The sequence below is a fragment of the Marinomonas sp. ABL3_031 genome (genome assembly GCF_056161265.1).
The window spans coordinates 1-15,208 of record NZ_JBSWYU010000013.1 but is presented as its reverse complement, the minus strand read 5'-3'; the positions used below and the strand labels follow the sequence as shown (position 1 = coordinate 15,208).

Annotated in this window: 13 protein-coding genes; 6 read left to right on the top strand and 7 right to left on the bottom strand. The window is 43.9% G+C overall.

All coding sequences use genetic code 11. The annotated features are described in order from the left end of the window. The first annotated feature begins 14 nt into the window (after positions 1-14). The 5 genes from ACXAH2_RS13850 (at position 15) to ACXAH2_RS13830 (ending at position 5,714) form a co-directional block, all read left to right on the top strand. Entirely contained in the window at positions 15-1,397 is a 1,383-nt protein-coding gene (locus ACXAH2_RS13850; RefSeq protein WP_475079289.1) for an L-serine ammonia-lyase, read from the top strand. Positions 1,398-1,654: 257 nt separating this feature from the next. Next, positions 1,655-3,235 carry an inorganic phosphate transporter gene (locus ACXAH2_RS13845; RefSeq protein ID WP_475079288.1) on the top strand — a complete coding sequence of 527 codons (1,581 nt, stop codon included), beginning with the start codon at positions 1,655-1,657 and terminating at the stop codon, positions 3,233-3,235. A 257-nt stretch (positions 3,236-3,492) separates the two neighbouring features. Next, positions 3,493-4,173, top strand: coding sequence for a hypothetical protein (locus ACXAH2_RS13840; RefSeq protein ID WP_475079286.1), 681 nt, complete (start codon positions 3,493-3,495; stop codon positions 4,171-4,173). A 76-nt stretch (positions 4,174-4,249) separates the two neighbouring features. After that, the gene (locus ACXAH2_RS13835; RefSeq protein ID WP_475079284.1) at positions 4,250-5,032 is read left to right on the top strand and encodes a hypothetical protein; all 783 of its coding nucleotides are present in this window, start codon (positions 4,250-4,252) and stop codon (positions 5,030-5,032) included. 64 nt (positions 5,033-5,096) lie between these two features. Next, on the top strand, positions 5,097-5,714 hold the full coding sequence (locus ACXAH2_RS13830; RefSeq protein ID WP_475079283.1) for a LysE family translocator: 618 nt from the start codon (positions 5,097-5,099) through the stop codon (positions 5,712-5,714). Here the strand turns inward: ACXAH2_RS13830 and ACXAH2_RS13825 are convergent. From ACXAH2_RS13825 to ACXAH2_RS13815, 3 genes are all read right to left on the bottom strand, one after another. Beyond that, entirely contained in the window at positions 5,711-7,708 is a 1,998-nt protein-coding gene (locus ACXAH2_RS13825; RefSeq protein WP_475079281.1) for a DNA topoisomerase III, read from the bottom strand. The two genes, ACXAH2_RS13830 and ACXAH2_RS13825, sit on opposite strands and share 4 nt — an antisense overlap. Positions 7,709-7,774: 66 nt before the next feature. Continuing rightward, a complete protein-coding gene (locus ACXAH2_RS13820) occupies positions 7,775-8,257 on the bottom strand; it encodes a universal stress protein (RefSeq protein WP_475079279.1) in 483 nt (160 codons plus the stop codon). A 133-nt stretch (positions 8,258-8,390) separates the two neighbouring features. Then, positions 8,391-8,531: a hypothetical protein gene (locus ACXAH2_RS13815; protein ID WP_475079278.1), complete on the bottom strand. Its 141-nt coding sequence runs from the start codon at positions 8,529-8,531 to the stop codon at positions 8,391-8,393. Between the two features lie 183 nt (positions 8,532-8,714). On the opposite strand from ACXAH2_RS13815, the gene ACXAH2_RS13810 reads away from it, so the two are divergent. Continuing rightward, complete coding sequence (locus tag ACXAH2_RS13810; RefSeq protein WP_475079276.1) at positions 8,715-9,335, top strand: FKBP-type peptidyl-prolyl cis-trans isomerase; 621 nt, start codon at positions 8,715-8,717, stop codon at positions 9,333-9,335. Between the two features lie 74 nt (positions 9,336-9,409). Here the strand turns inward: ACXAH2_RS13810 and ACXAH2_RS13805 are convergent, their stop codons facing one another. From ACXAH2_RS13805 to ACXAH2_RS13790, 4 genes are all read right to left on the bottom strand, one after another. Continuing rightward, entirely contained in the window at positions 9,410-9,826 is a 417-nt protein-coding gene (locus ACXAH2_RS13805) for a GNAT family N-acetyltransferase (RefSeq protein ID WP_475079274.1), read from the bottom strand. Beyond that, complete coding sequence (locus tag ACXAH2_RS13800; protein ID WP_475079272.1) at positions 9,823-11,034, bottom strand: JmjC domain-containing protein; 1,212 nt, start codon at positions 11,032-11,034, stop codon at positions 9,823-9,825. Before ACXAH2_RS13800 ends, ACXAH2_RS13805 begins: the two co-directional genes overlap by 4 nt. A 91-nt stretch (positions 11,035-11,125) precedes the next feature. Then, positions 11,126-12,499 carry an adenylosuccinate lyase gene (gene purB / locus ACXAH2_RS13795; RefSeq protein ID WP_475079270.1) on the bottom strand — a complete coding sequence of 458 codons (1,374 nt, stop codon included), beginning with the start codon at positions 12,497-12,499 and terminating at the stop codon, positions 11,126-11,128. A 161-nt stretch (positions 12,500-12,660) separates the two neighbouring features. Further along, entirely contained in the window at positions 12,661-14,880 is a 2,220-nt protein-coding gene (locus tag ACXAH2_RS13790) for an NADP-dependent isocitrate dehydrogenase (protein ID WP_475079269.1), read from the bottom strand. Positions 14,881-15,208: the final 328 nt, after the last annotated feature.

Here is a 15,208-nt window from a genome sequence, read left to right as displayed (position 1 = left end):
TACTAGGCTTATGTATGGCAATCAGTTTATTTGACCTTTTTAAAGTGGGCATAGGTCCTTCTAGCTCACACACCGTTGGACCTATGGTGGCAGCCAATCAATTTGCATATCGTCTGCAAAAACAAGCTGTTATGTCACATGTGATGCGCTTAAAAATTGATTTATATGGTTCTCTTGGCGCCACAGGAAAAGGGCATGGCACCGGTGTTGCTGTACTCATGGGGTTGGCTGGAGAACTCCCTGAAAGTATTGACACACATAGCGTTACTGAACGAGTAGAACGAATCGAAGCCGAACAAAAAATGGCGTTGCTTGGAATGCATCCTATTACCATGCTGGTCAATGAGGATTTGATATATCACCGTGTTGATCGATTGGATTTTCATGCTAACGGCATGATATTAGAGGCCTTTGATGCAAATGAGAAAAGCTTACACAAGGCGACCTATTATTCCGTTGGTGGTGGTTTTATTGTTGAAGAAGACGATCAAGGTAATGTGCAGTTAGTGGAGGACACAACTGAGTTACCTTATGACTTTCACGACGCTCATACCCTGCTTGAATTGTGTCGTAAGCACAACAAAAGCATTGCTGAGATCATGATGGCCAACGAACAAGTTTGGCGTAGTGAGGCGGATATTCGACAGGGTATTCTAGACATTTGGTCCGTGATGAAGGAATGCGTTAAGCAGGGTATTCAGAATGAGGGGATTTTACCCGGAGGTCTTAAGGTAAAACGTCGAGCTGCCAGTTTACATCGTGATTTACTTAATAAAACCCGTATGGACATGATTACGCCTTCTCTTGGCGCCATGGATTGGGTAAACCTTTATGCTTTGGCTGTGAATGAAGAAAACGCAGCCGGTGGTCGTGTGGTGACAGCACCCACCAATGGTGCTGCTGGTATCATTCCTGCTGTGTTGCATTACTACTGGGAATTTTGTCCACGTTCCAATGAAGAAGGTGTCATTGACTTTATGTTGACTGCTGCTGCGATTGGTTTGTTGTTCAAAGAAAACGCCTCTATTTCAGGTGCTGAAGTAGGCTGCCAAGGGGAAGTGGGCTCTGCTTGCGCCATGGCGGCAGCGGGATTGGCGGCAGCAACAGGTGGCACGCCAGAACAAATAGAAAATGCTGCGGAAATCGGAATGGAACATAATTTGGGATTAACTTGTGACCCGATTGGGGGGTTGGTTCAAGTGCCTTGTATTGAACGCAATGCCATGGCGTCAATGAAGGCCATCAATTCCGCCACCATGGCACTGCGTGGTGATGGTTCTCATTATGTCTCCTTGGATAAAGTAATCCGCACCATGAGAGATACTGGACGTGATATGAATGACAAATACAAAGAAACGTCTCGTGGAGGTTTGGCTGTCAACGTCATTGAGTGTTAATGACAGTTTTGCAAAAATATTGCTTGTAATAAAAATGTCATAAAATTCTATTGTATTGAATTTAAGCGCCTTGCGGGGCGCTTTTTTTTCAGCTGATTATGTTGGCCGCCACTTTCTCTAACGGAGAGGGTTTTTATCTAAAAAGTCCCAGTGTAGAATGGCGCCGCATTTTAAATCTTACAGAAATGTGACTGAATGATTTAGCACCAAATAACAGCAAAAATTTGGTAGAGATTAATTTTACAAAGTAGAGCCTTATGGATCTGACATACAATTCCAAGAAAGAATCCAATTCGTTAGTTGGTAATGATTTTATTCGAGTGTTAGTTGCTTTAGCTTTCATTCTAGGTTGTGGTTTTTACGCTTCTGTGAACGGTGTAGCAGCTTCTAATCTATCTATTCTGGCGATCGCTGCTGCGATCGGTGCTTACATGGCTGTGAATATTGGTGCCAATGATGTGGCAAACAATGTAGGTCCTGCGGTAGGGTCTAAGGCGTTATCCATGACAGGTGCAATCTTAATTGCAGCGATATTTGAAGCAGCAGGGGCATTAATTGCCGGTGGTACCGTGGTAGGTACTATCAAAAAAGGTATTATTAATCCAAACGCCATTGCCGATGCAGAAACTTTCATTTGGGTGATGATGGCCGCGCTCTTAGCCGGTGCTATTTGGTTGAACTTGGCGACTTACCTAGGCGCGCCAGTTTCCACTACGCACTCTATTGTTGGTGGTGTACTTGGTGCTGGTATTGCTGCTGGTGGTTGGGATATCGCCAATTGGGACAAAATGATAGCCATCGTGGCGAGTTGGGTGATCTCACCTGTTTTGGGGGGCGTCATCGCAGCGACTTTTCTTATCTACATTAAGCGCACTGTGACTTACAAGAGTGACATGATCGAAGCGGCTAAGAAAGCGGTACCCCTTTTGGTTGGTATCATGGTGTGGGCTTTCTCGACCTATTTGATTTTGAAAGGTCTGAAAAAGATCTGGAAACTGGATATCGTTTCGGCGGGTTTAATTGGCTTTGCCATTGCTCTAACTGTCTATTTCGTAGTTCGCCCAATGGTGGATAAAGCGGCGGCAAGTCTAAAAAACAATAAGGATGCGGTAAACAGCTTATTTACCATTCCTTTGATTGTTTCCGCTGCATTGCTCAGTTTTGCTCATGGCGCTAATGATGTCGCAAACGCAATTGGGCCTTTAGCGGCAATCAACGATGCACTTATTTCGGGAGCGGTTTCTGGTAAAGCGGCCATTCCTTTGTGGGTTATGTTGATTGGTGGTGTTGGTATTGCAGTTGGTTTGGCATTGTTTGGGCCTAAATTGATTCGTACTGTTGGCTCTGAAATAACAGAATTGGATAAAATGCGCGCCTTTTGTGTGGCAATGGCCGCAGCCATCACTGTCATTATTGCCTCACAGCTTGGTTTGCCTGTGAGTTCTACACATATTGCAGTAGGTGGTATTTTCGGTGTGGGTTTTTTGCGTGAGTACTTAAAACTGTCTTATAATAAAAAACTTTCTGCTATCACCGAACATTCGCAAGACGCTGGCCATGATGCAGAACAAACACAAGCTTTTGTAGAACGCTTTAATGCTGCGGATGTGACTGAAAAGCGTGCGATTTTAAGAGAGCTGAAAGCTTCTAAAGCGATGTCTCCAATTTCTTCTTCTGAGCGTAAAGGTCTGAAGAAAGCGACGAAAAAGGAGCTTGTTAAACGTTCAGCCTTGTTGAAAATCGCCGCCGCCTGGGTCATTACAGTACCAGCGTCAGCGATTCTAGCGGGCTTGTTGTTTTACATGTTATTGGGTTTTTCCGTCACAAATGCTGAATGAAGATAAGAGCAAGCTTATTCGAGCTTTCATCAATGGCTTTGAGGAGTATTTGGGTTAGTTGAGAAATATTCTTATAGGCTGTTGGTAATTTTGTTTTAAAAGAAAGCGGTAAAAGTTTGTTTTAACATAGCAGTGTAAAGACCAGTAATCTGGTCTTTTTCTGTTTTAATACCCGTATCTGTGGTATATAAAGCATTGTTTTATTTTAGTTTATTTTTGAATTTTCTTGGAATGTGTTTGGTAAGGGAAGAAGTCTGTTGGTAGCATCCGTCATTCTTAGTATGATCGCCTTGTGTACTGTGGTATTTTTTGTCCAATGGAAGCACAAGCAAAATGAACTTAAAAAGCGCATGTTGGAGCGATTATCAACTCGCGGAGAAAAATTGTTACATGCTTTTAGCATGTTAACAGAGCGATACTTTTTAAAAGAAACCAAGCTGTTTTTGATTGAGTATTTATTGTCTGTAATCCAGCAGTTGAAACAGGCGGGAATAAATACAGAATTTACCTATCAACAATACAACTTAACCAAGTTGTACTCAGAAATTGCAGCCGGTAAAAACGTTTCGGAAAAACGCAGAGTAAGCAGCCAGGTGGAGTTTGATCAGACGCAAGGTGCCTTGCAGTATATTCTGAAAGAATTACGCAACTTGTTGGAATCGAATAGCATGGGCCGAGTAATGGTTCGTCATCATATTGGTTTGATGCGCTTCACTCATTCACTGGCATATCGAGACTTTTTGGTGTGTCAGGCCAAACAAGATTTGGAAAATGAAAGGCGTAGCCGAGCGCTGGAAAAATATCGTTTGGCCCTGTCTGTTATGGATAGACACAGGGCTATTGGTTTGGCACGCAAAGAGTCGTCACGACTGCAGAACATGATATTGGATGTCGAAGAAGAGTTACTTGATAAAAAAAAGAGTGAAAATAACGATTAGAATTATTTAATTGGTTAACCTGCGTCTAGAATTAGTCAGGGTTGATATAAATTTAACTAAGCAAACGACGTTTGATATGAGTACAGTTACCATTACCGTGCTGTTGTTAGTAATTGGCGGCTTTATTACTTTTGCTATTGTGCTGCAATTAAAAGAGCAAGCGCGATTAGAGAAGTTGCGCAAAGTAGCGTCGTTAAACAATCAGTTAAGACAAGTACGTCGTTACCTTGATGAAATGCCGCCACAATATCAATCCAAAGACATGCGCATCTGGTTATTTACTAGAATGTTGGCGATATACGATCAACTCATCTCTTTACAGCCAGACGCCAGTTTAAAACGACGTCGAAATCATCTTGCGGAAGAGTTAACGGAATTTCAAGAAAGTAAGCAAAAACGTCGCGCGTTACCAATGAACGATGAGCTGAAGATTATTGAAGTTAAACGTTTGTTTGAGTCCTTCAAGTCTTTTCTCATTCAGGCGCAAAAAGATAAAATAATCCATTCCGATGTGGTGCACAGATATCGTAAGTTAATGGATTTCTATCATTATAAAGTAAACGCTGATTATCATGCTTACTTAGCCAGAAGGGCTTTTTTGAGTGGTCAAATGGAAAGTGCAATGGACCTCTACAAAGAAGCAATAAATCAATTAAATCCTATACAGGACGATATTGAAGCTCAGACTATTATTCAAAAATACACGGATTTACTACAAGAAATTCAACAAGACCTTGAATTACAGCAAGCGGAAGAAGAATTAATCAAAAGTATGGAAAGTGAAAAAGAAGAAGAACTGGATGATGAATGGAATAAATTCATTGAAAGTTCGACTTTTCAGGAGAAAAAACGCTTTTAAAGGTTTCTTTTTATTTTGTTCTAATCGATTATATTTCCTTATGAATTGTTAAAAGGATGTTTTTGTGAATTTTGCTCTCTTGTCGGCTTTTATTCCTACTTTTTTCTTTGTTTCTATTACGCCAGGTATGTGCATGACATTGGCCATGACGTTAGGCATGACAGTTGGTGTTAAACGGGCTTTATGGATGATGCTGGGTGAGTTAGTGGGCGTGGGAACCGTTGCTGTGTTGTCTGCAATTGGTGTGGCCGCCTTGTTATTGAATTACCCGGATGTGTTTACCATTTTTAAATATCTTGGTGGTGCCTACTTGGCCTTTATTGGCATTCAAATGTGGCTATCCAAAGGCAAAATGGCGATCAAGAGTGAAGATATTGGAGCCCCTGCATCGCGTAAAGAGCTGATTTCTCAGGGCTATATCACAGCCATTGCGAATCCAAAAGGCTGGGCGTTTTTTGTTGCCTTGTTACCGCCGTTTTTAGTCGCTAATCAACCTCTAGCTCATCAACTGGTTATTCTTATCAGTATTATTCTCACCTTAGAGTTTAGCTGCTTGTTGATCTATGCTACTGGTGGGCGCACCTTGAAATCCCTACTCATGCAAAGTGGTAATGTACAAATCATGAATCGTATTGCTGGCAGTTTGATGATGGGAGTAGGAGTTTGGTTGGCCATGAGCTAACTCTTAGCGCGACTTTTAGAGGTGTTTTTATTGCCTTTATAGTATGTGGCCTTTGTCCCTCCTGTGGCGCTTTTTCTCTTCCCTGAATTTGTTTTGTAAGTGCGTTTTTTAAACGGGCTTTTTTTCGGTGCAGGTAGGTTTTGCAGTGCTTGGCTGGATAATTGTTGTGACAGAGTCAACAGCTCAGACAAATTGCCAGTCAGCGCTGTCATAAAGTCCTGATATTTGGCCTCACCTACACTCATGGCATTCAGTTTTGCTTCCCATTTCGCCGTCATGTCAGGGGTAATCAATTGTTCAGGCAGGGCGTCAGCAAAGGCTCGACCTGTCACGCTGGCATGGATTTGCTTGCCTTGGCGTTGTAAAAAGCCGCGCTTGAATAAGAGTTCTATAATGCCTGCTCTGGTTGCTTCCGTACCGAGACCATCCGTGTCTTTGAGAATGGCTTTAATGTCTTTGTTGGCGACAAATCGATTGATGCCCGTCATAGCAGCCAATAGTGTCGCGTCGGTAAAGGCGGCGGGCGGTGTGGTGACTTTATCAATAATAGTGCCTTGTTGGCACCAAAGTTCGTCACCCTTAGCCAAGTTTGGTAGTTGATCTTGCTCTTCATCTTGATCTGTTTTCTTTTTGCATGGTAATAACGTGCGCCATCCCTCCGCAATAGGAGTACTGCCTTTGGCTTCGAACATGCCTCCAGCAATTTGCACACGAATATGGCTCGCTAAGTATTGGTATTCAGGGTAAAACTGCATTAAATATTGACGAGCAATCAAGCCGAAAATGTGTCCCTCAGCCTTACTAAGTGTACTGGCTTTGTGAGCTTGTGAGGTTGGGATAATGGCATGGTGAGCAGTGACCTTTTTATCATTCCAGGCTTTACTTTTTAATGCTGAATTGGCACCAGCGGCTCCTTTGGCTAATTCATCTGAGACGCTAGAAAGTGCTTGAATAATGTTGTTGGCTTCTTGGTGCTGCGAGCTCGGCAGATATCGACAATCAGACCTTGGGTAGGTGATGATTTGATGTCTTTCGTACAATGTCTGACAAAGGTCTAAGACCTGCTGTGCTGACATGCCATATATTTTTGCTGCGTCAATTTGCAGTGCGGATAAATTATAAGGCAATGGCGCTGCTTGTTTCTTTTGTTTGTAATCTGCAGAATCGACAATGGCGGGTTGGTTGCTAATGCGAGTCGCCACATTTTCTGCCAAGGCGCGATTTAATACTCTGCCTTCTTCATCCATGTATGGGCGACAAGCGTCACTGGGTAACCATTTGGCACGGAAAGCTTGTTGTTCTGGTGTAATTAGTTGCGCCCATACTTGGTAAAAGTCTTTGGGGATGAAGTTTTCTCTTTCTTTGTCACGATTGGCAACCAACCCCAATACTGGTGTTTGCACTCGACCTATGGATAACACCCCTTGATAACCTGCCTGACGACCGCGAATGGTATAAGCGCGTGTCAGGTTAAGACCAAATAGCCAATCGGCTCTGGCACGTGCTAATGCGGAGCGAGACAAAGCCGAAAACTCACCATTGGCGCGCTGGTGCTGGAGTGCTTTTTTCACCGCATTTGGCGTAAGATCACTGATCAGCAAGCGTTGCGTACTTTGTAGCTTGTGCGCTGGCACTTTGCAGTAATGCAGTACTTCATCAACCAATAATTGCCCTTCACGGTCTGGATCGCCCGCGTGGACCAATTGATCTGCTTGTCTAATGAGTTTTTTCAGAATGCTTAGCTGCTTTTTGGTGTTGCTTTTCTCTTGCCATTGCCAGTCGACAGGAATAATAGGTAAGTGATTCAATTGCCAAGATTTAAACTCAGGGTTGTATACATGAGGTTCGGCTTGTTCAAGCAAATGACCGATACACCAGCTAATGCAATCGCCATTGGCTAACCAGATACAGCCTTCTTGTTTTTTTTGAGGGCTAGGAAAGGCGGCTGCAATGGCGCGAGCTAAGCTGGGTTTTTCGGCAATATAAAGAATCATGGTCACACTTACTGTTTATATATACAGTAAGTGTAACCAAGTGTTTTTATTAACACCAGAGTTGATTTATTTGATGGGCACAACCAATACAGGAATGTCGCTTGAGTGAATAACCTTGTTGGCGGTGGAGCCTAATAGCATTTGACCAAGGGTACTGTGTGTTCGACTGTTCATAATGATGAGGTCGGCTTGTTGCTGTTTGGCAATTTGTTGAATGGAATCAGCGGGTGAACCACTCACAATGAGGGATTCAGGAGCATACGTCAGCTGTTTTACAGAATCTTGATGCTGCGTAATAAAACCTTGTAGAGCATCTTCCAAACGGTCTTGGACTTGCTCTTTCGCTTCTTTTCGCATGCTTTCCAATACCTCATCACTGATATAGTTATGTATCATGGTGGCAGCTTGCGGATTCAAGGGCTCCATGACATGCATAAAAATGATTTTAGCCTGATGCGTCAGGGCTAGGCTGAACACCAGTTCGATGGCGGACTGTGTTTGAGTTTCTAAATCACAGGCATAAAGCAGGGTATTGAGTTTGGGTAACATAACTGCGCCTCCACATCCTTTTTCTTATTTAGAGGCTTTAAGCTTAGTCCAGTCCGCTTTTTCTGTGCTGATCTGCATCAATTAATGGAGAAGTGATAAGCAAAGTTTCGTTTCGTGTATTGGATGCCGAGGTTTAATTGGCGTGATTAGCAAACAGAAAACAGCTCATCGAGGCAATGAACACAAAGCTGATAAAGAGCATGCTCAAGTAGTCAGCGGTTTTTTTGTCTGATTTGTTAGGTTGGGTGGCTGGAACAAAAGCACCTGTCTTCATGACGATTTCCTTTTGCATCGAGTGAATATTTTGTTAATGATAATCAATGTCATTTAAAAAATCTATCTTTTCTATTATAAAAATTAACCAGTGTCCTTTCTGGTTTGCGACATGTCCCATATCTATTAGCTATGTTATTATGGCGCCTGAATTTTTGAAGCAATTGAAATAGAGAGTGTATTTATGTCAGAACTGTCGTTCGACTCAAATGAAGCAAAAATAGCATATGGTATTGGTCGTCAAATTGGTGACCAGCTACGCGGTAGTGATCTAGGTGAGTTGTCTTTAACTCATTTGTTTGCTGCGATTGAAGACGCGTTGAACAATGCTGAAATGCGTGTTCCTGGTGCTGAGTTGGAAGCGGCATTTGCTGAACTGCAACAAAAAATGGAAGAAAAAAGTCGCGCAGCGTCTGCTGAAAACATCCAAGCTGGTGAGGCTTTCCTTACCGAAAACAAGGCAAAAGATGGAGTACAAGTGACGGATTCTGGCTTGCAGTATGAAGTGCTAGAAGAAGGCAAAGGTGAGATGCCGGGTGCAGACGCGACAGTAAGAGTGCATTACGAAGGTCGTTTAACAGATGGTCAAGTTTTTGATAGTTCAATTGCTCGTGGTGAGCCGATTGAGTTCCCACTAACGGGTGTAATTGCCGGTTGGACAGAAGGTCTGCAGTTGATGAAAGAAGGCGCGAAATACCGTCTAACCATTCCTGCTGAATTGGCCTACGGTGAGCAAGGTGCTGGCGCTATGATTAAGCCTCATTCTGTTCTTCAGTTCGATGTTGAATTGATCGCTATTGTTTAAGAAGACTGTTAGTGCAATAAAAAAGCGAGCCTAGGCTCGCTTTTTTGTGTCTAGATTTTAACAATGGCTGGCCATTAAATCTCCCGCGTCATTCGTACATGAAGCTTTCCGGCTTCAAGAAAGACTTTACCGTCACTGCGAAAACCTTGTTTTTCATAAAAGCTTTGTACGTCTACTTGGGCGTTGAGGAAAACCTCACTGTGCCCCATCTCTCTGGCCACCTGTACGGCTTTGCGCAGGAGTTTTTCACCATAGCCTTGATGACGATAGGCTGGTAAAACGGCCAGGCGACCGATTTGCCCTTGTTCTGTTAACCGACAAGTACCAGTGGGGACGGCTGTGGTGCCAAAGGACAAAAAGTGTACCGCGTTTTCATCTTCCGTGTCCCATTCATCTTGGGCTTCTATGCCTTGCTCTATGATAAAGACTTGCGTGCGTACGAATTTAAGCTGATCTCTACTGCTATTCCAATCTGACGTTAAGACATTCATTCTGTGTCCTCATCCGTTTCATTGGCGGTCACTTCTATGAGACCTTGCTGGCTAATGAAAAAACGCATCAGCGGCGTTAGGTCGGAGTGTAAGTTTAAGTCTAAACCAGAAAAGTCAAATTCGCTTTGATCGCAAATGGCTTGCACAAAGCTTATTAATTCTTTCTCGACGACAATGTATTCTCCGTTACAGAATACTGTAATTTGCTCCGGGTTAATGTGTTGCTGGTAATAACAAATACGCGCATCCCCGGGGCGGATAAAAGTATGGCCCCGAATGGCCTGTTGGAAAGCATGATTCACTTCAGCTTTATTGAGAGGTGATAGGTATTCAGGGTATTTGCTTTCACTCATGGTTTGCCCCAGCCACTCTGCTAACAAGTCAGGCTGTTCCAGCATTTGACTCAATTGCTTTTGCAAGTAAGCAATGTCGTCAGCATGAATTTCGGCGTTGTGTTCTCTTTTTTCCGTTTCAGGAGCGGCAAAGCGCTGTTTTTCATTGATCTGCTCACAGAGTTTGTCACGCACACCGGTCAAGGCAGCTTGTAAGCTTGGTGCTCTGAAACCAATAGAATAGGTCATACAATCGTCGTTTACCGCACGACCATTGTGGGCATAGTTGGGCGGTAAATACAGAATGTCGCCTTCTTCTAAAGTCCAATCCATGTCCGATTTAGCATTAAAATTGTCCAATATATGTAGATCGATTCCAGCAATGGCGGAGTCTTGATAATCTTCCGGCGCTAATACTTGCCAGCGGCGCTTGCCAGCAACCTGTACTAGAAACACATCGTATTGATCATAATGAGGCCCAACGCTGCCGCCTGTGGTGGCATAGCTGATCATGACATCGTCTAGTCGCCAGCTGGGTAAGAATTGGAAACGCTCTTTTAAGGCTTGAACTTCCGGCATCCAATGGTCCACTGCTTGTACTAATAGCGTCCATTCTTGTGCGGGAAGATTCGCGTAGGTGTCTTCACTGAATGGCCCTTGTAACAATTGCCAAGGAGTATTGCCTTTTTCTATCACAATACGAGATTCCACTTCTTCTTCCATTGCTATGCCAGCCAATTCATTGGCATCCAATGGCACTTCAAAGTCCGTTAATCCTGCTCGAATCAATAGAGGTTTCTTCTGCCAATATTCGTTTAGGAAAGTGTCTGCTGTCATACCGCCAAGAATGGAAAGAGGGGTGTGGATATCAAACATAGTGTGCTCAATAAAAAAGAAAATGAAATAAGTTGAGTGGATAAAAAAGAGCCGATAAATCGGCTCTTTTTTATCCGTATTGTTTACAGTTTTAGCCTTTAATGGCGTTTGCTTGTGCCACTGCATTACCTATGTAGCTGCTTGGCGTTAAAGCTTTAAGCTCTTGCTTAGCTTGCTCTGGTAGTTCCAAGTTATCGACAAAAGCTTCAATCGTTGCTTGATCAATAGTACGACCACGAGTTAGCTCTTTGAGTTTTTCATAAGGCGACTCGATACCATAGCGACGCATCACTGTTTGAATGGGTTCAGCCAATACTTCCCAAGCTGCGTTCAAATCTTCTTCTAAGCGTACGGCATTGATTTCCAATTTGCTGATGCCTTTTAGGGTGGCTTGGTAGGCGATTAAACTGTGTGCTAAACCCACACCAAGATTACGCAACACTGTGGAATCGGTTAGGTCGCGCTGCCAACGAGAAATAGGCAGCTTGGCACTTAGATGATTCATGATGGCGTTGGCGATGCCCAAGTTACCTTCGGAGTTTTCGAAATCGATTGGGTTAACCTTGTGAGGCATGGTAGAAGAACCAATCTCACCCGCAATGGTTTTTTGCTTAAAGAAGCCCATAGAAATGTAGCCCCACACATCCCGGTCAAAGTCGATCAAGATGGTATTGAAACGACTGATGGCATCGTACAGTTCTGCAATATAATCGTGTGGTTCGATTTGTGTAGTGTAGGGATTCCAAGTCAGACCAAGCGAAGTCACAAATGCTTCGGCATGGGCTTGCCAATCGACATCAGGGTAGGCAGATAAGTGAGCGTTATAGTTACCGACTGCACCGTTAATTTTGCCTAGAAATTCCACTTGTTCGATTTGTTTTAGCTGGCGTTGTAGGCGTGCTGCCACGTTGGCCATTTCTTTACCAACAGTCGATGGGGAAGCGGTTTGTCCATGGGTACGAGACAACATAGGTTGTGCCGCGTGTTCAATGGCCAAATTTTCAATCGCCGTGATGACCTTTTTCAGCTCTGGTGTAATGCCTTCCGCCAGTGCTTCACGCAACATCAGAGCGTGAGATAAGTTGTTGATGTCCTCTGAAGTACAAGCAAAGTGAACGAACTCAGAGATAGCGGCCAGTTCTGCGTTATCCGCCATTTTGTTCTTAATGAAATACTCAACCGCTTTAACATCATGGTTGGTGGTTTTCTCAATGTCTTTGATGGCTTGAGCATCAGCTTCACTGAAGTTGTCTGCCAGTTGGTTCAACAAGCTATTGGCTTGTTCGCTAAGGGCTGGAACTTCAGTAATTTGTGGGTGGTTAGCAAGAGCTTGTAGCCAGCGAACTTCAACGATGACACGCATACGTAGTAAACCGAACTCGCTCACAGAGCGACGCAGTACGTTGGTTTTCGATCCGTAACGACCGTCGATAGGGGAAATCGCGTTTAAGCTAGTTAATTCCATTGAGATAACGCCTCGAACATGGTTTTCAGGGAGCGGCTATTATAGGCAAAACAGACAGGGTAATACAGGGATAAGAAGAAGGCTTTGATATAAAAAAGCCCAGATAGACGTTTTGATTCGCTATCTGGGCTTGGAGTTGATTTAGTGGTTTACTAAATCGCTTATAGAGACGCTAAGGCTTGGTTGAAGGTTGCGCTAGGGCGCATGATTTTAGCCACTTCTTCCAAGTTCATGTGGTAGTAACCCGCCAAGTTCGCTGCTTTGCCTTGAACTTCTGTTAACTCAGCCACAATTTTCGCTTCGTTGTCAGTGAGTTGCTTCGCCAATGGTGCGAATTTCGCAGCCAAAGCGGCATCGTCAGATTGTGCGGCCAATTCTTGTGCCCAGTACATAGCTAAGTAGAAGTGGCTACCACGGTTGTCGATTTCGCCCGTTTTACGAGAAGGTGACTTGTTGGTATCCAAGAGTTTGCCTGTCGCTTTATCTAGGCAACTTGCCAAAACTTTTGCTTTCTCGTTGTTTTGCTTAATGCCAAGCTCTTCGAAAGACACGGCGACCGCTAGGAATTCGCCTAGAGAGTCCCAACGAAGGTGGTTTTCTTCTAGAAGTTGCTGAACGTGTTTCGGTGCCGAACCGCCAGCACCAGTTTCGTACATGCCACCGCCGTTTAGCATAGGCACGATAGACAGCATTTTCGCAGAGGTACCTAGCTCCATGATTGGGAATAAGTCAGTTAGGTAGTCACGTAGCACGTTACCGGAAACGGAAATCGTGTCTAGGCCACGAATGATGCGTTCCATAGAGAATCGAATCGCTTCGTTGTAAGGCATGATGCGAATGTCTAGACCTTCAAGATCGTGTTCTTGTAGGTATTTCTCAACTTTCTTACGCAGTTGTGCATCGTGAGCACGTTCTTCTTCCAACCAAAATACGGCTGGTGTGTTCGATTGACGAGCACGCGTTACACCCAATTTCACCCAGTCACGAATCGGTGCATCTTTGGTTTGACATGCGCGCCAGATATCGCCTTTTTCGACTTCGTGTTGCATCAACACATTGCCTTGCTCATCCACAATACGCATGGTGCCGTCAGCAGCCATTTCGAAAGTCTTGTCGTGAGAACCGTATTCTTCCGCTTTTTGAGCCATCAAACCAACGTTTGGTACGGTGCCCATAGTAGCAGGGTCGAATGCACCATTGGTTTTACAGAAGTTGATGACTTCTTGGTAAATGCGAGCGTAAGTACTTTCTGGCATAACGGCTTTGGCATCGTGTGCTTTACCGTCACGGCCCCACATTTTGCCTGAGTTACGTATCATTGCCGGCATGGAGGCGTCAACGATTACGTCACTTGGTACGTGTAGGTTAGTAATGCCTTTGTCTGAATCTACCATGGCCAATTCTGGACGAGTGTTGTAAACGTCTTGAATGGCTTGTTTGATTTCTTCTTGCTGAGCTTCTGGAAGTGTTTTGATTTTATCGTAAACACTGCCTAAGCCGTTGTTTGGATTCACGCCGATTTCTTTGAAAAGCTCACCGTATTTTTCAAATACGTCTTTGTAGAAAACCGTTACCGCGTGACCGAAAACGATTGGGTGAGACACTTTCATCATGGTGGCTTTTACGTGAAGAGACCACATGATGTCATTGTCTTTTGCATCTTGTAGTGTGTCTTCAAAGAAAGCGCGTAATTTCTTGCTGCTCATGTTCATGCTGTCTAATACTTCGCCAGCAATCAAAGGCAGAGATTTTTTTACTTCAACGGAACCGTCTTTAGCAACAAATTCAATACGTACGGTCTGGTCTTTTTCCATTGTGACAGACTGCTCAGAAGAGAAGAAGTCACCGCCACGCATGTAGTCAGCGTGTGAAGTAGAGGTTTTTTTCCACTTACCCATAGAGTGAGGGTATTTACGAGCAAAGCTTTTTACCGCAGCCGGGGCACGACGGTCTGAGTTACCTTGACGTAATACAGGGTTTACCGCACTGCCCAGTACTTTGGCATAACGCGCTTGCGCGTCTTTTTCCGCGTCTGTGGTTGGATTTTCTGGGTAGTCAGGAAGGTTATAACCTTGTTCGTTCAACTCTTTGATTGCTGCATTGAGCTGAGGCAAAGAAGCACTGATGTTAGGCAATTTTACGATGTTGGCTTCTGGAGAAAGGGTAAGTTCCCCTAGAAACTTAAGGCCATCTTCCGCTTGCTTGTCAGCAGGTAACACATCAGAAAAAGCTGAGATAACACGACCAGCAAGGGAGATATCGGTCAGCTCAAGCTCGATATCGGCCTCTTTTGCAAAAGTACTGAAGATTGGCAATAAAGAAGATGTCGCCAACGCTGGTGCTTCATCGGTCAAGGTGTAGTAAATGGTTTGTTTTGACATGTAGTTCCCCTAACATTTCAGGCGTTATGCCCATTGAATCTAAGATGACTTTTCGCCGCCATTGCTATTCTACCCGTGGATAGTGGGTAAAATTTTGCAAGTATACTAACGAAAAAAAGTCTCAAGTCCTATTGGTTGCAAACTATACTCGTAATTAATGCAACTTATTCTTGTTTATTTTATGTCATAAAAAAAGGCCATAGCGGCCTTTTCCTGTTTAATTTCGAGCGTCTAATGTGAACTGACCCCATAAAGTTGGACTCTGTTCTAAGCGGCTTTCAAGGCCTGATTCCGATACTCTATCGGACTCAGGCCTTTTAGTTTCTGC

Coding starts and splice junctions, on each gene's coding strand:
- ACXAH2_RS13850 (WP_475079289.1), top strand. CDS start 15: ATGGCAATCAGTTTATTTGACCTTTTTAAAGTGGGCATAGGTCCTTCT.
- ACXAH2_RS13845 (WP_475079288.1), top strand. CDS start 1,655: ATGGATCTGACATACAATTCCAAGAAAGAATCCAATTCGTTAGTTGGT.
- ACXAH2_RS13835 (WP_475079284.1), top strand. CDS start 4,250: ATGAGTACAGTTACCATTACCGTGCTGTTGTTAGTAATTGGCGGCTTT.
- ACXAH2_RS13825 (WP_475079281.1), bottom strand. CDS start 7,708: ATGATTCTTTATATTGCCGAAAAACCCAGCTTAGCTCGCGCCATTGCA.
- ACXAH2_RS13820 (WP_475079279.1), bottom strand. CDS start 8,257: ATGTTACCCAAACTCAATACCCTGCTTTATGCCTGTGATTTAGAAACT.
- ACXAH2_RS13815 (WP_475079278.1), bottom strand. CDS start 8,531: ATGAAGACAGGTGCTTTTGTTCCAGCCACCCAACCTAACAAATCAGAC.
- ACXAH2_RS13810 (WP_475079276.1), top strand. CDS start 8,715: ATGTCAGAACTGTCGTTCGACTCAAATGAAGCAAAAATAGCATATGGT.
- ACXAH2_RS13805 (WP_475079274.1), bottom strand. CDS start 9,826: ATGAATGTCTTAACGTCAGATTGGAATAGCAGTAGAGATCAGCTTAAA.
- ACXAH2_RS13800 (WP_475079272.1), bottom strand. CDS start 11,034: ATGTTTGATATCCACACCCCTCTTTCCATTCTTGGCGGTATGACAGCA.
- purB (WP_475079270.1), bottom strand. CDS start 12,499: ATGGAATTAACTAGCTTAAACGCGATTTCCCCTATCGACGGTCGTTAC.
- ACXAH2_RS13790 (WP_475079269.1), bottom strand. CDS start 14,880: ATGTCAAAACAAACCATTTACTACACCTTGACCGATGAAGCACCAGCG.